Origin of the sequence: Enterobacter sp. 01-M-03-SI-ECC, assembly GCF_047530215.1 — a bacterium.
Classification (GTDB): Bacteria; Pseudomonadota; Gammaproteobacteria; order Enterobacterales; family Enterobacteriaceae; genus Enterobacter; species Enterobacter chengduensis.
This window is the reverse complement of the sequence record NZ_JBLKDA010000004.1, coordinates 146,498-168,074: the sequence shown is the minus strand read 5'-3', so window position 1 is coordinate 168,074 and position 21,577 is coordinate 146,498. Positions and strand designations below refer to the sequence as shown.

At 56.8% G+C, this 21,577-nt stretch carries 19 protein-coding genes; 13 read left to right on the top strand and 6 right to left on the bottom strand.

Annotated features, from left to right (window positions below; translation table 11 throughout):
• Nucleotides 1–6 precede the first annotated feature (6 nt).
• Together phrB and ACMWKK_RS05890 are read right to left on the bottom strand one after the other, a co-directional pair.
• Entirely contained in the window at nt 7–1,419 is a 1,413-nt protein-coding gene (gene phrB / locus ACMWKK_RS05895; RefSeq protein WP_112781282.1) for a deoxyribodipyrimidine photo-lyase, read from the bottom strand.
• 593 nt (nt 1,420–2,012) lie between these two features.
• Nucleotides 2,013–2,219: a YbfA family protein gene (locus ACMWKK_RS05890; protein WP_028019445.1), complete on the bottom strand. Its 207-nt coding sequence runs from the start codon at nt 2,217–2,219 to the stop codon at nt 2,013–2,015.
• 309 nt (nt 2,220–2,528) lie between these two features.
• Between ACMWKK_RS05890 and kdpF the strand changes: the two genes are divergently transcribed.
• The 9 genes from kdpF (at nt 2,529) to potE (ending at nt 14,461) form a co-directional block, all read left to right on the top strand.
• Nucleotides 2,529–2,618, top strand: a complete 90-nt coding sequence (kdpF, locus tag ACMWKK_RS05885; RefSeq protein WP_014069365.1) for a K(+)-transporting ATPase subunit F — start codon at nt 2,529–2,531, stop codon at nt 2,616–2,618.
• On the top strand, nt 2,618–4,297 hold the full coding sequence (gene kdpA, locus ACMWKK_RS05880) for a potassium-transporting ATPase subunit KdpA (protein ID WP_112781281.1): 1,680 nt from the start codon (nt 2,618–2,620) through the stop codon (nt 4,295–4,297). The genes kdpF and kdpA overlap by 1 nt, the downstream gene beginning before the upstream one ends.
• An 18-nt stretch (nt 4,298–4,315) precedes the next feature.
• Nucleotides 4,316–6,364 (top strand): potassium-transporting ATPase subunit KdpB, encoded by a 2,049-nt coding sequence (gene kdpB / locus ACMWKK_RS05875; protein WP_045325803.1) that lies wholly within the window; start codon nt 4,316–4,318, stop codon nt 6,362–6,364.
• A 12-nt stretch (nt 6,365–6,376) separates the two neighbouring features.
• Nucleotides 6,377–6,952, top strand: coding sequence for a potassium-transporting ATPase subunit KdpC (kdpC, locus tag ACMWKK_RS05870; RefSeq protein ID WP_112781280.1), 576 nt, complete (start codon nt 6,377–6,379; stop codon nt 6,950–6,952).
• Nucleotides 6,953–9,640: a two-component system sensor histidine kinase KdpD gene (gene kdpD, locus ACMWKK_RS05865; RefSeq protein ID WP_112781279.1), complete on the top strand. Its 2,688-nt coding sequence runs from the start codon at nt 6,953–6,955 to the stop codon at nt 9,638–9,640. It begins immediately after the preceding gene.
• Nucleotides 9,637–10,314 (top strand): two-component system response regulator KdpE, encoded by a 678-nt coding sequence (gene kdpE, locus ACMWKK_RS05860; RefSeq protein ID WP_406542762.1) that lies wholly within the window; start codon nt 9,637–9,639, stop codon nt 10,312–10,314. The genes kdpD and kdpE overlap by 4 nt, the downstream gene beginning before the upstream one ends.
• 278 nt (nt 10,315–10,592) lie before the next feature.
• The gene (speFL, locus tag ACMWKK_RS05855; RefSeq protein ID WP_003858645.1) at nt 10,593–10,697 is read left to right on the top strand and encodes a leader peptide SpeFL; all 105 of its coding nucleotides are present in this window, start codon (nt 10,593–10,595) and stop codon (nt 10,695–10,697) included.
• 255 nt (nt 10,698–10,952) lie between these two features.
• On the top strand, nt 10,953–13,151 hold the full coding sequence (speF, locus tag ACMWKK_RS05850) for an ornithine decarboxylase SpeF (RefSeq protein WP_112781277.1): 2,199 nt from the start codon (nt 10,953–10,955) through the stop codon (nt 13,149–13,151).
• Entirely contained in the window at nt 13,148–14,461 is a 1,314-nt protein-coding gene (potE, locus tag ACMWKK_RS05845) for a putrescine-ornithine antiporter (protein ID WP_112781276.1), read from the top strand. Before speF ends, potE begins: the two co-directional genes overlap by 4 nt.
• Nucleotides 14,462–14,551: 90 nt before the next feature.
• On the opposite strand, the gene pgm is transcribed toward potE, so the two are convergent.
• Nucleotides 14,552–16,192 (bottom strand): phosphoglucomutase (alpha-D-glucose-1,6-bisphosphate-dependent), encoded by a 1,641-nt coding sequence (pgm, locus tag ACMWKK_RS05840; RefSeq protein ID WP_045325793.1) that lies wholly within the window; start codon nt 16,190–16,192, stop codon nt 14,552–14,554.
• A 24-nt stretch (nt 16,193–16,216) separates the two neighbouring features.
• A complete protein-coding gene (gene seqA / locus ACMWKK_RS05835; RefSeq protein WP_032638886.1) occupies nt 16,217–16,765 on the bottom strand; it encodes a replication initiation negative regulator SeqA in 549 nt (182 codons plus the stop codon).
• 183 nt (nt 16,766–16,948) lie between these two features.
• On the opposite strand from seqA, the gene ybfF reads away from it, so the two are divergent.
• The 4 genes from ybfF (at nt 16,949) to fur (ending at nt 19,561) form a co-directional block, all read left to right on the top strand.
• Nucleotides 16,949–17,722 carry an esterase gene (ybfF, locus tag ACMWKK_RS05830; RefSeq protein ID WP_112781275.1) on the top strand — a complete coding sequence of 258 codons (774 nt, stop codon included), beginning with the start codon at nt 16,949–16,951 and terminating at the stop codon, nt 17,720–17,722.
• 127 nt (nt 17,723–17,849) lie between these two features.
• Nucleotides 17,850–18,137, top strand: coding sequence for a LexA regulated protein (gene ybfE / locus ACMWKK_RS05825; protein WP_032638882.1), 288 nt, complete (start codon nt 17,850–17,852; stop codon nt 18,135–18,137).
• A 155-nt stretch (nt 18,138–18,292) separates the two neighbouring features.
• Nucleotides 18,293–18,823: a flavodoxin FldA gene (gene fldA / locus ACMWKK_RS05820; protein WP_008501067.1), complete on the top strand. Its 531-nt coding sequence runs from the start codon at nt 18,293–18,295 to the stop codon at nt 18,821–18,823.
• A gap of 291 nt (nt 18,824–19,114) precedes the next feature.
• Nucleotides 19,115–19,561 (top strand): ferric iron uptake transcriptional regulator, encoded by a 447-nt coding sequence (gene fur, locus ACMWKK_RS05815; RefSeq protein ID WP_014169146.1) that lies wholly within the window; start codon nt 19,115–19,117, stop codon nt 19,559–19,561.
• A gap of 147 nt (nt 19,562–19,708) precedes the next feature.
• Here the strand turns inward: fur and chiQ are convergent, their stop codons facing one another.
• Nucleotides 19,709–20,038, bottom strand: a complete 330-nt coding sequence (gene chiQ, locus ACMWKK_RS05810) for a ChiQ/YbfN family lipoprotein (protein WP_112781274.1) — start codon at nt 20,036–20,038, stop codon at nt 19,709–19,711.
• Nucleotides 20,039–20,081: 43 nt separating this feature from the next.
• Nucleotides 20,082–21,491 (bottom strand): chitoporin ChiP, encoded by a 1,410-nt coding sequence (gene chiP / locus ACMWKK_RS05805; protein WP_045325785.1) that lies wholly within the window; start codon nt 21,489–21,491, stop codon nt 20,082–20,084.
• Nucleotides 21,492–21,577: the final 86 nt, after the last annotated feature.

Below are 21,577 nucleotides of genomic sequence, written 5' to 3'. Positions count from 1 at the left end.
ACTCTCTCACACTTTTCGGGCGGCTTCGTACGCCGCCAGCGTGGCGACGCGCGCCTGCTTATGGTCAACAATCGGACGAGGATAATCCAGCTTTACGCCCTGTTTATCCGCCCACGCCCAGGGGTCGTGGATCGCTTTCGCCGGAACATTCCTGAGCGCGGGCAGCCAGCGGCGAATGAAGTCGCCGTCCGCATCAAATTTTTGCCCCTGCGTGGTCGGATTAAAAATTCGGAAATAGGGTGCCGCATCGGTGCCGGTTGAGGCCGCCCACTGCCATCCGCCGTTATTTGCCGCCAGATCGCCGTCGATCAGCTGAGAGATAAAATAGCGCTCCCCGACACGCCAGTCGATAAGCAGATCTTTCACCAGGAAGCTGGCGGTAATCATTCGCAGACGGTTGTGCATCCACCCCGTCTCATTGAGCTGACGCATAGCGGCATCCACAATCGGATAGCCCGTCTCCCCTTTTTGCCAGGCCTGTAAATGGGCCTCGTCGTGCTGCCATTTGACGTTGTCGGTCCAGGGAATGAACGGGTGATGCTTGCAGAGATCGGGATGAAACGTCATCAGATGGCGGTAGAACTCGCGCCAGATCAGTTCATTCAGCCAGACAGAACCCGCCCCGCCCTCCAGCGCCTGCGGCTGCTCCGCCAGCAGGCGGTGTAAACACTGACGAGGAGAGATCGCGCCCAACGCCAGGCTCGCGGATAAACGGCTCGTGCCTTCAATCCCCGGAAAATCGCGGCGCGCGTCGTACTCTCCCGCGCCCTGTTTGCAAAACTGGCGCAGCTTCGCAATAGCGGATTTCTCATCGGCAGGGAACAGAAGTTCATCGAACGCCTGTTGGGGGTAGTTAAACGTTAATTCAGGGAGATCGGTGATGGCATCGCCGCGAACGGCGGGCGCGGCCACGCACTCGGGCAGCGCCTCTTTCAGGCGTTTAACAAACGCATTTTTAAACGGCGTAAACACTTTGTACATTTCCTGACTGCCGGTCATGACGCTGCCCGGCGCAAGCATCACGCTGTCATCAAATCCTTCACAAACCACATCTTCCAGTATCTTCTCCAACTGACGGTCGCGCTGCTGCTCGTTGAATTCGTACTGATAGTTGTAAAAAAGATGCGTGACGTTGTGCTGCTTGCAGGTCTCCTGCACCGTCTGCAGCTGGGCCGCAAAATCATTCACCTCTTTGTAGAGAAGCGGTATCCCCTTCCCGGCAAGCGAGTGCTGCAGATCGGTCAGATACGCACGCAGCAGGGCCGCCTGGCGGGGCGCCATGTCATGCTGCCGCCACTGCCCGGGCGTCGCCACAAACAGAGCCAGTACGTTAGCGTCTTTGGCGCGGCAGGCCGCCGCGAGTGCGATGTTGTCATGTACGCGCAGGTCTGCGCGAAACCAAACCAGATGGGTGGGCATAAAACTCCAGGCAGTTATCCATTATGTCCGTAAGGGCATGCCGTCAAAGGAAAAAGCATGCAGTGAACTACTTTGCCATGAAGTGTAGACGGGATGAAATAAAAAAGGCCGCCCGAGGCGGCCTTAACGCTACTTGTCCTGCTCTATCGTGTTAAATGCAACAAACCCCATTGGTTCATCACTTTTGACAACGAGTACGCTGGCGACAATGAACGCGATGCAAAAATAGCGTTTCATTATGCGGTCCCTGCTGCTAACCGCTCCACCGTTCACCACCGGTGATAAATCGGTGGACACAAGCCCGGGTAGGCGAGCTGCTTTACGGTTGTAAATATACCTTTCCCAGGACCGATGCCCATTTGCGAGATGGCGGAAAGGGACGCAGCATCATAATTAACATCCGCTACAAAGGTAAGATACTCAAATAAAAGTAGGAATTTATAAAGGCTTAGAGGGATTGTCATCTGCTTACAGGAGGGTATGATGAAAATCCCGGGTAGGGGCTGCTAGACCATCCCAACGGACCGCGAATCCCGAGGGACAAAAAAACCGCCACATTGCTGTTGGCGGTTTTTTTATTGCTGTATGTAGTCTTAGTAGAAATCGCAGGTCGCTTTCTCGGCCTGATCCATCCACACCGGCTTCTCGCTGGTTTTCGCCCAGACGCGGTGCAGATAGCTGTAAAAACGGGCGCGATCTTTCCAGAACAGCATCACCGGCAGAGCCAGCACCCCAGCCACTACGGCGAAAGTGCGGCGCATGAACACGATATGAGCCGGAAACTCTTTATAAAGATCCATATTTTTCTCCCCTATAGTTGGCCGGAAACGTCATCCGGAAAATTCAAAATCTGTGACCTGGCTAAAATAATATCGCTTTGTTTGTAATTTTACTACTCATCCGACCACTTATTTTTGCCCGTTTAGGGGAAATTTACATTCACGCCGTAATTAAGTTACAAAAAAGTTAACGATTTACTTATCAATAGTTAAATTGTGGGCTTTGCCATTTTTATACTTTTTTTACACCCGCCCTTCCCATTTTTGCGAAATCTTTGCGCCATAAATCCTACCGTTAACACAACAAAGAAAGTCACCCGGAGGTGGATTGTGAGTGCAGGTCTTATTGCCGGCATCGTGCTGGTGTTCCTGTTATTGGGTTATCTGGTTTATGCCCTGATTAATGCGGAGGCATTCTGATGGCTGCTCAGGCGTTTTTGCTTATTGCCAGTTTCTTAGTGGTGTTGTTTGTCCTGGCAAGGCCGCTGGGCTCGGGGCTGGCACGGCTAATCAATAACGTTCCCCTGCCCGGTACGGCAAGCGTTGAAAAAGGGATCTGGCGCGTCCTGGGTATCGACGATCGGGAGATGAACTGGCGCGACTATCTGATCGCCATTTTGCTGCTGAATATCGTTGGACTCATTGCGCTTTTTGCCATGCTGATGGTGCAGGGTATCCTGCCGCTGAATCCGCAACAGTTACCGGGCCTTTCCTGGCATCTGGCGCTCAACACGGCGGTCAGCTTTGTCACCAACACCAACTGGCAGTCCTATTCTGGTGAAACCACGCTCAGCTACTTCAGCCAGATGGTCGGTTTAACCGTGCAGAACTTCCTCTCTGCCGCGAGCGGTATTGCGGTGATCTTCGCGCTAACGCGTGCGTTTGCGCGCCAGAACGTGAGCACGCTGGGTAACGCGTGGGTGGACCTGACGCGCATTACGCTGTGGATCCTGCTGCCGATTGCGCTGCTGATTGCGCTGTTCTTTATTCAGCAGGGTACCCTGCAAAACCTGCTGCCTTATGCGCCTTATACCTCGCTGGAAGGGGCAAAAGAGCTCCTGCCGATGGGGCCCGTCGCGTCGCAGGAAGCCATCAAGATGCTCGGCACCAACGGCGGGGGCTTCTTCAACGCCAACTCGTCGCACCCGTTTGAAAACCCGACCGCCCTGACCAATTTTGTGCAGATGCTGGCGATCTTCCTGATCCCCGCCGCGCTCTGCTTTGCCTTTGGTGACGTGGTGAACGATCGCCGTCAGGGGCGCACCCTGCTCTGGACCATGTCGCTTATCTTTGTGGTCTGTGTTGCGCTGGTAATGTGGGCCGAGTGGAACGGCAACAGCCATTTCATGCAGCTTGGGGCTAACAGCAATATCAACATGGAAGGCAAAGAGAGCCGCTTTGGCATTCTCGCCAGCAGCCTGTATGCGGTGGTCACCACGGCAGCGTCGTGCGGGGCTGTCAACGCCATGCATGATTCCTTTACGGCGCTGGGCGGGATGATCCCGATGTGGCTGATGCAGATTGGCGAGGTGGTGTTTGGCGGCGTGGGCTCGGGTCTGTACGGCATGCTGCTGTTCGTGCTGCTGGCGGTGTTTATTGCCGGTCTGATGATTGGCCGCACCCCGGAATATTTGGGTAAAAAAATCGACGTTCGCGAGATGAAGTTAACCGCGCTGGCGATTCTGGTCACCCCGGCTCTCGTGCTGCTCGGCACCGCGCTGGCGCTGATGACCGAGGCCGGACGCAGCGGCATCTTTAACCCCGGCATTCACGGCTTTAGTGAAGTGCTGTACGCCGTCTCCTCTGCCGCCAACAACAACGGCAGCGCCTTTGCAGGCTTAAGCGCCAACTCACCGTTCTGGAACTGCCTGCTGGCGTTCTGCATGTTTGTGGGCCGCTTCGGGATCATTGTGCCGGTTATGGCGATTGCCGGATCGCTGGTGAATAAGAAAATTCAGCCGACCACCACCGGGACATTACCGACCCACGGCGCGCTGTTTATCGGCCTTCTGACCGGCACCGTGTTGCTGGTCGGCGCCCTGACCTTTATCCCCGCCCTCGCGTTAGGCCCGGTCGCGGAATACCTCTCTTTACGCTGATTTTGCGGAGAAATTGTCATGAGTCGTAAACAACTGGCCCTGTTCGAACCGTCCTTAGTTCGCCAGGCGCTCATGGATGCGGTGAAAAAACTGAGCCCGCGCGTGCAGTGGCACAACCCGGTGATGTTTATTGTCTGGGCGGGAAGCGTCCTGACCACCGCCCTGGCGATTGCCATGGGAACAGGCCACATGCCGGGAAATGCGATGTTTACCGGCGCCATCAGCCTGTGGCTGTGGTTTACCGTGCTGTTCGCTAACTTTGCGGAAGCGCTGGCGGAAGGCCGGAGTAAAGCCCAGGCCAACAGCCTGAAAGGGGTGAAAAAGACCGCCTTCGCGCGCAAGCTGCGTGAACCGAAATACGGTGCGCAGATGGACCACGTTCCGGCGGATGAACTGCGCAAAGGCGACGTGGTGCTGGTGGAAGCCGGTGACATCATCCCGTGCGATGGCGAAGTCATTGAAGGGGGCGCCTCGGTGGATGAGAGCGCCATCACCGGGGAATCCGCACCGGTTATTCGTGAGTCCGGCGGCGATTTCGCCTCCGTGACCGGCGGGACGCGCATTCTCTCCGACTGGCTGGTGATCCAGTGTAGCGTTAACCCGGGTGAAACCTTCCTCGACCGGATGATCGCCATGGTGGAAGGCGCCCAGCGTCGTAAAACGCCTAACGAAATCGCCCTGACCATCCTGCTGGTGGCCCTGACCATTGTCTTCCTGCTGGCAACCGCAACCCTGTGGCCGTTCTCCGCCTTTGGCGGCACCGCGGTCACCGTCACGGTGCTGGTGGCGCTGCTGGTTTGTCTGATCCCCACCACCATCGGCGGCCTGCTGTCAGCCATCGGCGTGGCCGGCATGAGCCGCATGCTCGGGGCCAACGTCATCGCCACCAGCGGGCGTGCAGTAGAAGCGGCGGGTGACGTCGACGTTCTGCTGCTCGATAAAACCGGGACCATTACCCTCGGTAACCGCCAGGCGTCAGACTTCTTACCCGCGCCGGGCGTGGATGAAAAAACGCTGGCGGATGCCGCACAGCTTTCTTCGCTTGCTGATGAAACGCCGGAAGGCCGCAGTATCGTGATCCTCGCCAAGCAGCGCTTTAACCTGCGCCAGCGCGACGTTCAGAGCCTGCACGCCACGTTCGTGCCCTTCACGGCGCAAACCCGCATGAGCGGCATTAACATCCAGGATCGCATGATCCGTAAAGGCTCGGTTGACGCGATCCGCCGCCACATCGAGGCCAATAGCGGTCACTTCCCACCGGAAGTCGACAGCCTGGTTGAAAGCGTGGCGCGTCAGGGTGCGACGCCGCTGGTGGTGGCCGAAGGCGCGCGCGTGCTGGGGGTGATAGCCCTGAAGGACATCGTCAAAGGCGGCATTAAGGAACGCTTTGCCCAGCTGCGCAAAATGGGGATCAAAACGGTGATGATCACCGGGGATAACCGTCTGACCGCCGCGGCGATTGCCGCCGAAGCGGGCGTGGATGATTTCCTTTCCGAAGCCACGCCAGAAGCCAAGCTGGCGTTGATTCGTCAGTACCAGGCGGAAGGGCGACTGGTGGCGATGACGGGGGACGGGACCAACGATGCCCCTGCCCTCGCGCAGGCCGACGTGGCGGTGGCGATGAACTCCGGTACCCAGGCGGCAAAAGAGGCGGGCAACATGGTCGACCTCGACTCTAACCCGACCAAGCTGATTGAGGTCGTGCACATCGGCAAGCAGATGCTGATGACGCGCGGGTCGCTGACCACGTTCAGCATCGCCAACGACGTGGCGAAATATTTCGCCATCATTCCTGCCGCGTTTGCTGCGACCTATCCGCAATTAAACGCCCTGAACGTGATGCACCTGCACTCCCCGGCTTCGGCCATTCTGAGCGCAGTCATCTTTAACGCCCTGATTATTGTCTTCCTGATCCCGCTGGCGCTGAAAGGCGTGAGCTATAAGCCGCTCACCGCCGCCGCCATGCTGCGCCGTAACCTGTGGATTTACGGTCTGGGCGGGCTGGTGGTGCCGTTCATCGGTATCAAGGTTATCGACCTGCTGCTGACGCTGTTTGGCCTGGTTTAAAAGGTGATTCAAATGACGATGTTACGCCCCGCTATACTTCTGTTTATTCTGCTGTCTCTCATCACCGGCGGGCTGTACCCGCTGGTGACCACCGCGCTGGGCCAGTGGTGGTTTAAGGATCGGGCAAACGGCTCGCTGATACTGCAAAACGGTGAAAACCGCGGTTCGCGCCTGATTGGTCAGAACTTTACGGATGCCCGCTACTTCCAGGGACGCCCTTCCGCCACTGCCGAAAGCCCGTATAATCCGATGGCATCGGGCGGCAGCAACCTGGCGGGCAGCAACCCGGATCTGGACAAAGCCATCGCCGGGCGCGTGGCGGCCCTGCGCGCCGCCAATCCGCAGGCCAGCCGTGAGGTTCCCGTAGAGCTGATAACCGCCTCGGCCAGCGGGCTGGACTACAGCCTGACGCCGTCAGCCGTGGCCTGGCAGATCCCGCGCGTCGCCGCCGCCCGTCAGCTGACCGTCGAACAGGTGAGCCAGCTTGTGGCAGAGCACACGCAAAAGCCGCTGGTCAGCTTCATCGGCATGCCCGTGGTAAATATTGTTGAGCTGAATCTGGCGCTGGACGCGCTAAGGAAAAACTAAATGACCGACGAGCCCATGCGCCCGGATCCGGACAGGCTGCTTGAACAGACGGCTGAAGCCCATCGCGGCAAACTGAAAATTTTCTTCGGCGCCTGCGCGGGCGTCGGGAAAACCTTCGCCATGCTGACGGAAGCCCAGCGGCTTCGGGCGCAGGGGCTCGATATTTTGATCGGCGTGGTTGAAACCCACGGACGTAAAGAGACGGCATCGCTGCTGAAGGGGCTGGCGACCCAGCCGCCCCGCCGCATCAGCCATCGCGGTCGGTTAGTTACCGAATTCGATCTCGATGCCGCCCTCGCCCGCCGTCCCGCCCTTATCCTGATGGACGAGCTGGCGCACAGCAATGCGCCAGGCTCGCGCCACCCCAAGCGCTGGCAGGATGTCGAAGAGCTACTCGAAGCCGGCATCGACGTGTTCACCACGGTTAACGTTCAGCATCTTGAAAGCCTGAACGACGTGGTGAGCGGCGTGACCGGGATTCAGGTGCGCGAGACGGTGCCCGATCCCTTCTTTGATTCCGCGGACGAGGTGGTGCTGGTCGACCTGCCCCCGGATGATTTACGCCAGCGCCTGCACGAAGGCAAAGTCTACATCGCAGGCCAGGCCGAACGCGCCATCGAACATTTCTTCCGCAAAGGCAACCTGATTGCCCTGCGCGAGCTGGCCCTGCGCCGTACTGCCGATCGCGTTGACGATCAGATGCGCGCCTGGCGTGACCTGCAGGGCCAGGAACGCGTCTGGCACACGCGAGATGCCATCCTGCTGTGCGTGGGTCACGGCAGCGGCAATGAAAAGCTTGTTCGCACCGCCGCGCGCCTGGCGGCCAAATTTGGCAGCGTCTGGCATGCGGTGTATGTCGAAACGCCGCAGCTTCACGCCCTGCCCGAAAACCAGCGTCGCGCCATCCTGAGTTCCCTGCGTCTGGCGCAGGAGCTGGGTGCCGAAACCGCCACCCTTTCCGATCCGCAGGAAGATAAAGCCATTCTGCGCTACGCCCGCGAGCATAATCTGGGGAAAATCGTCATTGGCCGTCGCCAGCATCGCCGCTGGTTTAGCCGCGAATCCTTCGCTGACAAGCTGGCCCGTCGCGCGCCGGATCTGGATCTGGTGATCGTGGCGCTGGATGACAAGCCCACGCCCTTGCCCAACCGCGCGCCGGACAGCCGCACCTTTAGCGACAAATGGCGCATTCAGCTTCGCGGCTGTGTTGTCGCCGTCGTGCTCTGCGCCCTGATAACCGTCATTGCCAGCCAGTGGCTGATTGCCTTTGATGCCGCCAACCTGGTGATGATCTACCTGCTGGGCGTGGTGGTGGTGGCACTCTTTTACGGGCGCTGGCCGTCGGTGCTGGCGACGGTGATAAACGTCATCAGCTTCGATCTCTTCTTTATTGCCCCCCGCGGGACGCTCGCCGTCTCGGACGTGCAGTATATTCTCACCTTTGCGGTGATGCTTACCGTCGGGCTGGTGATCGGGAATCTGACGGCGGGCGTACGCTATCAGGCGCGCATCGCCCGCTATCGCGAACAGCGCACGCGCCATCTCTATGAGATGTCGAAATCGCTGGCGGTGGGCCGCACGCCGCTGGATATTGTGCAGACCAGCGAGCAGTTTATTCGCTCAACGTTTCATGCCAGCAACCTGATTTTACTCCCGGACGAACACGGCAGGCTGCGCCCGCTAACGTCGGCCACGGGCATGACGCCCTGGGATGAAGCCATCGCGCGCTGGAGCTTTGATAAAGGGCTACCGGCGGGCGCAGGGACCGACACCCTCCCCGGCGTGCCCTATCAAATTCTGCCGCTGCGCAGCGCCGATAAAAATCAGGGGCTGGTGATTGTTGAGCCTTCCAACCTGCGCCAGCTGATGATCCCCGAACAGCAGCGGCTGCTGGAGACCTTTACCCTGCTGGTTGCCAGCGCGCTGGAGCGGCTGGCCCTCACCGCCAGTGAAGAACAGGCCCGGCTGGCGAGCGAGCGTGAAAGCATTCGTAACTCGCTGCTGGCGGCGCTCTCGCACGATCTGCGGACCCCGCTCACCGTTCTGTTCGGTCAGTCAGAAATCCTGACGCTGGACCTGGCGGCGGAAGGCTCTAAACACGCTCTGCAGGCCAGCGAGATCCGCCAGCACGTGCTGAATACCACCCGTCTGGTAAATAACCTGCTCGATATGGCGCGTATTCAGTCGGGCGGATTTAACCTCAAAAAAGAGTGGCTCACGCTGGAAGAGGTGGTGGGCAGCGCCCTGAAAATGCTGGAGCCCGGCCTGGGCGGACGCCATATCGCCCTCAACATGCCCGAGCCCCTGACGTTAATTCACGTCGATGGCCCCCTGTTTGAGCGGGTGCTGATCAACCTGCTGGAAAATGCCGGCAAATATGCGGGCGCCAGTGCCCGGATCGGCGTGGATGCGACGGTGGACGATGGCACGCTGCACCTCGACGTCTGGGATACCGGCCCGGGCATTCCTGCCGGACAGGAGCTGGCTATTTTCGAAAAATTCGCGCGCGGCAATAAGGAGTCGGCCATTCCGGGCGTTGGGCTCGGGCTGGCCATTTGCCAGGCGATCGTTGACGTCCACGGCGGCACCATTTCCGCAAAGAATCGTCCGGAAGGCGGGGCGCGTTTTTGTGTTACACTTCCGCTGGAAACTCCGCCAGAACTGAATGAATTACCAGAGGATTTGTGATCAACGTTCTGATTGTTGAAGATGAGGTCGCCATTAGCCGTTTTCTGCGCGCTGCGCTGGAAGGTGACGGTCTGCGCGTCCATGATGCGGGTACGCTTCAGCGGGGCTTAATTGAAGCCGCCACCCGCAAGCCGGACCTGGTGATCCTCGATCTGGGCCTGCCGGACGGTGACGGCATTGATTTTATTCGTGAGGTACGTCAGTGGAGCCAGATGCCGATTCTGGTGCTTTCCGCCCGTACTGAAGAGACGGATAAAATCGCCGCGCTGGATGCCGGTGCGGATGATTATCTGATTAAGCCTTTTGGTATCGGCGAGTTGCAGGCTCGCCTTCGCGTGGCGCTGCGTCGCCACAGCGCCGCCACGCCTGCCGACCCAACCTACACGTTTGGGGATATCCGGGTTGACCTGGCCGCGCGGCGCATTGTGCGCGGCGATGAGGAGATTCATCTCACGCCAATCGAGTTTCGCCTGCTCGCCGTCCTGCTCAACAACCACGGCAAGGTACTCACCCAGCGCCAGCTGTTAAGTCAGGTGTGGGGACCCAACGCCGTGGAACATAGTCATTATTTACGCATATATATGGGGCATCTCCGTCAGAAACTCGAACTCGACCCCGCACGCCCTCGCCATTTATTAACTGAAACCGGTATCGGTTATCGGTTTATGATTTGAATAACTATTCAGTTTGTTTTTAAATAACACCTAAATATTCCGGATAATATCTTAGAAATATCTCTCTCGTTATTTTTCGGGTTATTTCTGCTCACTTAAAACATTGACAACACATCCTGTTAACTCAATATCAACAAATCAGCATTTTGATCTGCATTATTCATCAAAAACGACTAATTATTTCTGAAATGATCGGTTAACGGTGATCTCCTTCACAGTTAATCGCGTTTTCCTGGATAAAATGACCGTGCTTTCAATTACTGAAAGGAAAATGAAACATGGAAAACAACAATCGCTTAATGCCCCATATAAGGCGGACAACGCATATCATGATGTTTGCCCACCGAAACTGCTTTGACTTTCATCTCTTTAATGCCCGGTAGTCCTTCGACTTCTGGCGCACCCGCTTACAGGTTATCCTGAAACACCTTACTTTACAGGCCATTGCCTGTGAACCCGTGCGCTCATTCATTTTGATTCAGACTCATCCGCACCGGGCGGACTGAATTTCAATCATCAAAAAAAGCAATTCACTGATTTTAATCAGCGGCCTCCCTTTGCTTTTTTTCCGGAAAATTATCGATTTCTTTCTTGCAAGAAATCGAGGGACGCTTATTACCTAAAATAAAGAGAGAAAGATGAAAAGTTTAAAAATCGCAGCTAGCCGTGCGTGTCCGGATTGCTTCACTACCCAGCGTGAACTGGTGGATGTCCGCGCTTCGGATTATATTGATGTTGCCGCCATTGTTCTGGCGGTCACGGATATTACCAGCGGCATCCTGGACGAAATAGAAGCCACCGGTTTTGGCATTCCTGTTTTTGTCGCGACGCATAAAGAAGAGTTCATCCCGGCAGACTATTTATCGCGCATTCATGGCGTATTTGAGTATTCAGACACCAGCAGCGACTTTTATGGACGCCAGCTGGAAGCGGCAGCCCAGAAGTATGAAACCCAGCTGCGGCCGCCGTTTTTCCGCGCCCTGGTCGACTACGTTAAACAGGGCAACAGCGCCTTTGACTGTCCGGGGCATCAGGGCGGCCAGTTCTTCCGCCGTCATCCTGCCGGTAATCAGTTTGTCGATTTCTTTGGCGAGACGCTCTTCCGCTCCGATCTGTGCAACGCCGACGTGGCGATGGGCGATCTGCTGATCCACGAAGGCGCGCCGTGCATTGCGCAGCAGCATGCGGCGAAGGTCTTTAATGCCGATAAGACCTACTTCGTGCTGAACGGCACCTCCTCATCCAACAAAGTGGTATTAAACGCCCTGCTCACGCCGGGCGACCTGGTGCTGTTCGACCGTAACAATCACAAATCTAACCATCACGGTGCCCTCCTCCAGGCTGGCGCGACACCGGTCTATCTGGAAACCGCGCGCAACCCGTACGGCTTTATTGGCGGCATTGACGCGCACTGCTTTGAGGAGAGCTACCTGCGCGAGCAGGTGGCAGAGGTGGCGCCTGGCCGAGCACGCGATGCGCGTCCGTTCCGCCTGGCGGTGATCCAGCTGGGCACCTACGATGGCACCATCTATAACGCCCGTCAGGTGGTGGATAAGATTGGGCATCTGTGTGATTACATCCTGTTTGACTCGGCGTGGGTGGGTTACGAGCAGTTTATTCCAATGATGGCCGACTGTTCGCCGCTGCTGCTGGAGCTGAACGAAAATGACCCGGGGATTTTGGTTACCCAGTCCGTGCATAAACAGCAGGCGGGCTTCTCCCAGACCTCGCAAATCCACAAGAAAGATAGCCATATCAAAGGGCAACCGCGCTATGTCCCGCACAAGCGGCTGAACAACGCCTTTATGATGCACGCCTCCACCAGCCCGTTCTATCCGCTGTTCGCCGCGCTGGATATCAACGCCCGCATGCACGAAGGCCAGAGCGGCCGCAACATGTGGATGGACTGCGTGGTTAACGGTATCGAAGCGCGCAAGCTGATCCTGGAGAACTGTCGGTATCTGCGCCCCTTCGTGCCGGAGACGGTGGATGGCCGTCCGTGGGAAAGCTGGGACACGGCGGAGATTGCGACCAACCTGCGCTTCTTCCACTTCGTGCCGGGTGAAAACTGGCACGCTTTCGAAGGCTACGCGGAGCATCAGTATTTTATCGACCCGTGCAAGCTCCTGCTGACCACGCCGGGCATCAACGCCCGCACCGGGGAGTATGACGACTTCGGCGTGCCCGCCACCATCCTCGCCAACTTCCTGCGTGAAAACGGTATCGTGCCGGAAAAATGCGATCTCAACTCGATCCTGTTCCTGCTCACCCCTGCCGAAGATATGGGCAAACTGCAGCAGCTGGTGGCGCAGCTGGTGCGCTTCGAAAAACTGCTTGAGAGCGACGCACCGCTGAAAGAGGTCCTGCCCTCTCTCTACAAGCAGCATCCGGACCGTTATGCGGGCTACACCCTGCGTCAGATCTGCCAGGAGATGCATGACCTGTACGCCCGCCACAACGTGAAGCAGCTGCAGAAAGAGATGTTCCGCAAGTCCCACTTCCCGCGCGTGATGATGAACCCGCAGGACGCGAACTACGCCTACCTGCGCGGTGAGGTTGAGCTCGTCTCCCTGCGCGACGCGGAAGGCCGCATCGCTGCCGAAGGCGCGCTGCCCTATCCGCCAGGGGTGCTATGCGTTGTCCCGGGCGAAGTCTGGGGCGGCTCCGTGCTGCGCTACTTTACCGCGCTTGAAGAAGGCATCAACCTGCTGCCGGGCTTTGCGCCAGAGCTGCAGGGCGTATACGTCGAGGAGTGTGAGGGACGCAAACAGGTTCGTTGCAACGTCATTAAACAACCCGCCGCTCGGCCCGCGCTGCTGAAAGGAGAGACATTATGAGTAAGTCCAACAAGATGGGCGTGGTGCAGCTGACCATTCTCACCATGGTCAACATGATGGGGTCGGGGATCATCATGCTGCCCACCAAGCTTGCCGAAGTGGGTACCATCTCTATTATCTCCTGGCTGGTGACGGCTGTGGGGTCGATGGCGCTGGCGTGGGCGTTTGCCAAGTGCGGCATGTTCAGCCGCAAGTCCGGCGGGATGGGTGGCTATGCCGAATACGCCTTTGGCAAGTCGGGCAACTTCATGGCCAACTATACCTACGGCGTGTCGCTGCTGATCGCCAACGTGGCGATTGCCATCTCCGCCGTGGGCTACGGGACGGAGCTGTTTGGCGCGACGCTCAGCCCGGTCCAGATTGGGCTGGCGACCATCGGGGTGCTGTGGATCTGCACCGTGGCTAACTTTGGCGGCGCGCGTATTACCGGACAGCTCAGCAGCATCACCGTCTGGGGCGTGATTATCCCGGTCGTCGGCCTGTGCGTCATCGGCTGGTTCTGGTTCAGCCCGACCCTGTACGCCAACTCCTGGAACCCGCACCATGTGCCGTTCTTTAGCGCTGTAGGCTCTTCTATTGCCATGACGCTTTGGGCTTTCCTGGGTCTGGAATCGGCCTGCGCGAACGCGGAAGTGGTAGAAAACCCGGAGAAGAACGTGCCGATTGCGGTCCTCGGCGGCACGCTGGGCGCGGCGGTGATCTATATCGTCTCGACGAACGTGATTGCGGGCATCGTGCCGAATATGGATCTGGCTAACTCCACGGCGCCGTTCGGGCTTGCCTTCGCCCAGATGTTCACCCCGGAAGTCGGGAAAGTAATCATGGGTCTCATGGTGATGTCCTGCTGCGGTTCGCTTCTCGGCTGGCAGTTCACCATCGCGCAGGTGTTTAAATCCTCGGCTGATGAAGGCTACTTCCCGAAAATCTTCTCCCGCGTGACCAAAGCGGATGCGCCGGTGCAGGGCATGCTGGCGATTGTGATTTTCCAGAGCGGATTGTCGCTGATGACCATTAGCCCGTCGCTGAACAGCCAGTTCAACGTGCTGGTCAACCTGGCGGTGGTGACGAACATCATTCCGTATATTCTGTCGATGGCCGCGCTGGTGATTATTCAGAAGGTGGCGAAGGTCGATCCGCGTAAGGCGCGGGCGGCAAATATCGTGGCGCTGATTGGGGCGATTTATAGCTTCTATGCGCTCTACTCATCGGGCCAGGAAGCGATGCTGTATGGCGCGATGGTGACCTTTATGGGCTGGACGCTGTACGGCCTGGTGTCACCACGGTTTGAGTTGAAAAATAAGCATAGTTAAAAAAAAGCCCGGTGGCGCTAGCGCTTACCGGGCCTACGATCGCTGTTGTAGGCCGGGCAAACGCAGTGCCGCCCGGCACACAAACCGCACTTACGCGTTTTTCAGCACTTCGCTGACGATCTCTACCGCTTCTTTCTCAATCTGCTGACGGTGCTCGGCGCCAAGGAAGCTTTCGCAATAGATTTTATACGCATCTTCCGTGCCGGACGGACGCGCGGCGAACCAGCCGTTGTCGGTCATCACTTTCAGACCACCAATGGAGGCGCCGTTGCCCGGTGCCGCCGTCAGACGCGCGGTGATCGGGTCACCTGCCAGGGTGCTTGCGCTGACCATCTCCGGAGAGAGTTTAGACAGGGCCGCTTTCTGGGCTGAGGTCGCGCTGGCCTGAATACGGTTGTAGCTAGGTGCGCCAAAGCGTGCCGCCAGGTCATTGTAATGTTCCTGCGGGTTTTTACCGGTGACCGCGGTGATTTCCGCCGCCAGCAGGCACATGATGATGCCGTCTTTATCGGTTGACCATGGCGTGCCGTCGAAGCGCAGGAACGACGCCCCCGCGCTCTCTTCACCACCAAAACCAAAGCTGCCGTCGTGCAGACCGTCAACGAACCATTTGAAGCCCACCGGCACTTCCACCAGCTTGCGGCCCAGCGCCTCGACCACGCGGTCGATCATCGCGGAGGAAACCAGCGTTTTACCGACGGCCACCTCTTTGCCCCACTGCGGACGATGCTGGAACAGGTAGTTGATCGCCACGGCCAGATAGTGGTTCGGGTTCATCAGCCCGGCAGGGGTAACGATGCCGTGACGGTCATAATCCGGGTCGTTCGCAAACGCCAGGTCGAATTTATCGCGCAGCGCCAGCAGGCCCGCCATCGCGCACTCGGAGGAGCAGTCCATTCGGATCGCGCCGTCTTTGTCCAGGTGCATAAAGCGGAAGGTCTGATCGACGTGATCGTTCACGATGGTCAGATCCAGCTTGTAGTGCTCGGCGATACGTTTCCAGTATTCAATACCGGAGCCGCCCAGCGGATCCACGCCCAGCTTCAGGCCCGCTTTCTGAATCGCCGCCATATCGACGATATCCGCCAGCCCTTCCACGAACGGCTGAACCAGATCCTGCTCTTTCACGTGACCGGAGGCCATGGCCGCATCCAGAGAAATGCGCTTCACGCCTTTCAGACCGTCAGCCAGCAGCGCGTTCGCACGATCTTCCACCACTTTGGTGACGTTAGTGTCGGCCGGACCACCGTTAGGCGGATTGTATTTGATGCCACCGTCTTCCGGCGGGTTGTGGGATGGCGTGATAACGATACCGTCAGCCAGCGCGCCCCCTTTTTTGTTGTGCACCAGGATGGCGTTAGAGACCGCAGGCGTTGGCGTGAAGCCGTTGTTCTCCTGAACAATCACGTCGACGCCGTTAGCCGCCAGCACTTCCAGTACGGAGATGAACGCCGGTTCAGACAGCGCATGGGTATCTTTCCCCACGTAGCACGGACCGGTAACGCCGTTTTTAGCGCGCTCTTCCGCAATGGCCTGAGCAATAGCCAGAATGTGCGGTTCGTTAAAGCTGTGGCGCGCCGCGCTGCCGCGGTGACCAGATGTACCAAACTTCACTGCGTGTTCTGCGTTGCCAACGACCGGTTTCAGCACGTAATACTGCGCGGTCAGCTGAGCGACGTTAATCAAATCGCTTTGTTGTGCAGGTTGGCCTGCACGGCTGTGATTTGCCATTACCGGGTCCTTCTGATGCAAGGGTTAAATTGTACCGCAAACCTTTTCAATCAATTCCGCAGGGAACTGCATGGACTGCATGATGTGTTCAATCATGCTGCACTTGCGGCCCGTGTTGGTATTGGTGATCACCCAGTATGGAGTGCCAGGGACATGTTTAGGTTTGGTTTGGTTGCCATTTTGCAGCAGCGTCTGCTCGTCGCCCGCGAAATAGACGCGAGTACGACCGTGCAGCGACTCGGTCGCCTCAGCAAACGCTTTGTTATCCAGGGAATAAAGTGTAGACAGCACCAGCATAAAACGGTTAACCGCCTTTTTCTGCTCAGCGTATTCGTCGGAGAGCAGCAGTTCGCGCACCGCGCGGACCTTATCTTTTACCGGCGTCACGGCAGGTTTTGCTTGTGCAACAACGCTCGGCTGAGACACGACATCTTTGGTGACTGGGGTAGCAGGCTGTGAAGCGGCGGAAATTTTAAGCATGCGCCGTAAAATGTCGGACGCGCTCTCCCCGATATGCCGCGTCTGGCTGGCAATATACTGATAGAGTTCGTCATCAACTTCGATTGTTTTCATCTTAATCCAGTGCGATATCTTATCTGAATACAAGTCATTGGGATTATAAGGTCAAATCCCAACAGCGGATAGCGTCAAACCAGGTTGGCGGCAAAAGTCAGATTAAACTGGAACCTTGCGGCCGGGCGGCAGAATGGTCAACATGATACCCTAACCTGACATACGTAAAAAAAGAACTTTGCCATGAAATTGAATACCCGAGCGCAAACTGCACAATCGCCGAACAATAATTCTCCCATCGTACTGGTTCACGGACTTTTTGGCAGCCTGGATAATCTTGGCGTGCTGGCGCGCGATCTGGTGACCGACCACGATATCTTACAGGTTGATATGCGCAATCACGGTCTATCCGGGCGTGCCGACGAGATGACCTACGCGGCGATGGCGCAGGATCTGCTGGATACGCTGGATGCCAACGGTCTGCAAAAAGTAACGCTCATCGGGCATTCAATGGGCGGCAAAGCGGTGATGGCCCTGACGGCGCGGGCGCCGGAGCGTATTAGCGGCCTGGTGGTGATTGACGTCGCGCCCGTGGATTATGACGTCCGCCGCCACGACGAGATTTTTGCCGCCATCAATGCGGTCACGAAAGCGGGCGTTGCGACACGCCAACAGGCTGCTGCCGTCATGCGTGAGCACCTTAATGAAGAAGGCGTCCTGCAGTTCCTGCTGAAGTCGTTTGTTGACGGACAGTGGCGTTTTAACGTGCCGGTGCTCTGGAACCAGTACAACAATATTGTGGGCTGGCAAACCGTGCCCGCCTGGCCGCACCCTACCCTCTTTATTCGCGGCGGTAACTCCCCTTACGTTACCGACGCGTACCGCGATGCCATACTGGCGCAGTTCCCGCAGGCTCGCGCCCACGTGATTGCCGGTGCCGGACACTGGGTGCATGCGGAAAAACCGGACGCTGTCCTGCGCGCCATCCGTCGCTATCTCGCTGATACGGCAAATTGATTAAAAAGAAAGCGACTGGAAGACTGCGGGCTTCCAGTCGTTGGCGTGCCGTTTTTGGTGATGTATGATGGCGCGCTTATCGCCCGGGCATTAGCAGGGCGGCGTGTTTCCCCCGAAGCTCAGAATCATGGCCAAAGAACAAACGGACCGTACGACACTAGATCTGTTCGCGAACGAGCGTCGCCCGGGACGACCCAAGACGAATCCGCTTTCGCGCGATGAACAGCTGCGTATCAATAAACGCAACCAGCTTAAACGCGATAAAAATCGTGGACTTAAGCGTGTCGAACTGAAGCTGAACGCCGACGCTGTCGATGCGCTTAACGAGCTGGCCGACGCGCGAAATATCAGCCGCAGCGAGCTCATTGAAGAGATGCTGATCGCCCAGCTTGAGACGTTACGCCGCCAGGCATAAGTCTGAAAATCCCCTTTATCGCCCTTTTCATGTAGCACAGAGTGCAGTCCTGCGCGATAGCTGTTTCCGCAGGGTTGCCTGTTCTGCTATTATTGCCCTTATCCGTGGCCGAATTGCGCCACCATACTATTAAGTTTCAAGAGGTTATTTTACTCATGGCAATCATCGGCATTTTCTTTGGCAGTGATACCGGCAATACCGAAAATATCGCAAAAAACATTCAGAAACAGCTCGGTAAAGACGTTGCTGATGTGCATGACATCGCCAAGAGCAGCAAAGAAGATCTGGAAGGCTATGACATCCTGCTGCTGGGTATTCCAACCTGGTACTACGGTGAAGCCCAGTGCGACTGGGATGATTTCTTCCCGACGCTGGAAGAGGTGGACTTCAACGGTAAGCTTGTCGCCCTGTTTGGCTGCGGCGATCAGGAAGACTATGCCGAATACTTCTGTGATGCGCTGGGCACCATCCGCGATATTATTGAGCCAAATGGCGCGGTTATCGTAGGCCACTGGCCGACCGCCGGTTACCACTTCGAAGCGTCTAAAGGTCTGGCCGATGACGATCATTTCGTGGGTCTGGCCATTGACGAAGACCGTCAGCCAGAACTGACCGCCGAGCGCGTTGAGAAGTGGGTGAAGCAGATCCGTGAAGAACTGCACCTGGACGATATTCTTAACGCCTGATGCTTACCGCGGCGCAACCGCGGTTGCGCCCATGCCCCAGGTCAAACCGATTAAATTAATTGCTACAATCTTTTAACTTTTTCGCCCAGACCTGTACAATGTCTCCCTGATAAAAATGGGTTTTCCATTGAGCAAGTTTGTTGGTGATACCCCATTTTTATAAGCATATTTTGCCTGAGACTTGCAGTTTTCATTTAGCCATGGCAGTTCTATAATGAGACGCATTATCCCAGGTGCATTTTCTGTCACTTCCTACAGAAGTGAATCGTTTAGCAACAGGACAGATTCCGCATGACTGACAACAATACCGCATTAAAGAAGGCTGGCCTGAAAGTTACGCTTCCTCGGTTAAAAATCCTCGAAGTGCTTCAGGGTCCAGACAATCACCATGTCAGTGCGGAAGACCTTTATAAACGTCTTATCGACATGGGTGAAGAGATTGGGCTGGCTACCGTTTATCGCGTGCTGAACCAGTTTGATGACGCGGGCATTGTTACCCGTCATAACTTCGAAGGCGGTAAATCTGTCTTCGAACTGACCCAGCAGCAGCATCACGATCACCTGATCTGCCTCGACTGCGGCAAGGTCATTGAATTTAGCGATGACTCCATCGAAGCGCGCCAGCGTGAAATCGCCGCGCGTCACGGCATCCGTCTGACCAACCACAGCCTGTACCTTTACGGTCACTGCGCTGAAGGCGATTGCCGCGAAGACGACCATGCGCACGATGCGAAATAAGCGAGAGTTCATACTCTGAGCCAGCCGAAAGGTTGGCTTTTTTTTGCCTAAAATAAAGCCCGGTGGCGCTGCGCTTACCGGGCCTACGGGCTGTGACACCTGTGTAGGCCCGGTAAGCGCAGCGCCACCGGGCGTAAAAACAGCTCATTAGTTATTATTGCTGCGAATTTCCTGCCAGATCTTATCGCAACGCTTCGCCACTTCCTGATCGTTACCGGTCTTACGCGCCTGAATACAGGCCTGGTAATCCATCACGCGAACGCTCTCCTGCGTGGCAAACTGCTCGTGCGCCTTCTCCTTTTTCAGCACGTTAAGAACGCTTTGACAGGCCTCGATTTTTTCTGGCGAACCTTGCGCGGTGTTGATACAGGCGCTGTACGCCTCCTTCAGTCGCGAATCTTCTTTCGGCCCCGGCGAGGTCACGCAGGCTGCAAGCCCGGCGCTCATCAGCGCGACAAGTACAATTTTCTTTAACATAGCCGTCTCCATTCCAGCGGGCCTCAGCCCGCCAGAGCGTTTATCAGAAGATAGTGAATGGGGCGATAACCATGAACTTCACGTCGCGCTCATCCTGGAAGATGTTGCCGTAACCGCCGCCCCAGCTTGGGATATCGGAGTGGTTGTCGTACTGAGTGAAGTGCAGTTTAAACATGGTGCCTTTCGCGCGGCCGTCCTGGACGGTGTACATCGCGTCCAGGCTGTACGCAGACTCTTTAATTTTGTTTGACGCGTAGTCTTCACGCTGGCCTGCGGCGTTGATAAACCAGTCGGCCGGTTTTGCATCCCAGGCATAAACGTAGGATGCACCGACGGCCCAACCCGCCAGATCCCAGTTTTTGAGATCATACATCGCGCCAAAGAACACCGCCTTTTCACCGTTGGCGTTGAAGTCAGAGCGGTTATCCCACCAGATGTCGAGACGACCGTTCGAAGAAGCATAGGTTGGCGTCATGCGCTGCAGGAAGTAGCCCTGCTGCCCTTCTGCTTTCACCCACGTTCCTTCCAGGCGCAGATCCACCACGTCGGCTACCTTGTAGCCGAAGGTCAGCGCCTGCAGCCAGGCCGTGCCGTCGTAGATATCGTTGATGGTATTGTTATCGGCCTTATCCCGCGCGCCGTAGAACTGATAGCTGGTTGAAAGCGGGGATCCCGCGACGTCAAACTTGTAGCTGGCTTTGGCAAAGTATTGATCGACAAAACCTTCTGCCTGGCCGAACGCCGCTTCCAGCACCAGGTCATTTTTAAAATCGTACTTAGCACCGAGTGAATGCAGGTAATCGACCTTCGTCCTGCGGTCATTCTGGTAGAACTTGTCCATCTCAATGTGCCACGGCGCTTTGTACTCGTTGGTCCACATGTATGAGAAGCTCAGCGCCCCCGCGTCGCCGTAGTCGAAGTTCGCCCCGGCCTCTGCCCCCTGATATGTGCCGGGCATAAAGCTCCAGTGCGGGGCTAACAGCGTTTGACCGGTTGGCTGAATATAGCCCGCGCGAGCCCATACCGGGCCGTATTTAAATTTCGCTGCCGCCTTATACAGGCTGATACCGCTTTTATCCCCGGAATAGTCTTCATCATAGGCTTTGTTACTGGAGGAGAAGGCGATTTCGTTCGGGTGGCCGCTGTCGCCGTTTTCCGCCATTTCAATCGCGGTAAACGCAGCAATATCCAGACCGAACATGTCGGCGGCATAGCCTGACTGGAAGTCCAGGTTGGCGTTCCAGGTGGAGTGTGAAAGGTTGGTTTTATATTTATCTTCAGTGACGTCTTTACGGTCACGTTCACGCTGCCAGTAATAGATACCGCCCGTGAGGGTCGAATCGTCGATAAAGCCTGCCGCTTTCGCTTCTGGTGTCACCACCAGGCCCGACATTGCTGTCACACCGGCAATAGCCAGCGCCAGCGCACTACGTTTGCCACTGAACGTACGCATAGATTATTCCTCTTTGACGAATTAAAACGCCTGAAACGGCGTAAATAAAAAAGACCAAATGGTCAGGGGTAGTTTTAAATACCCTC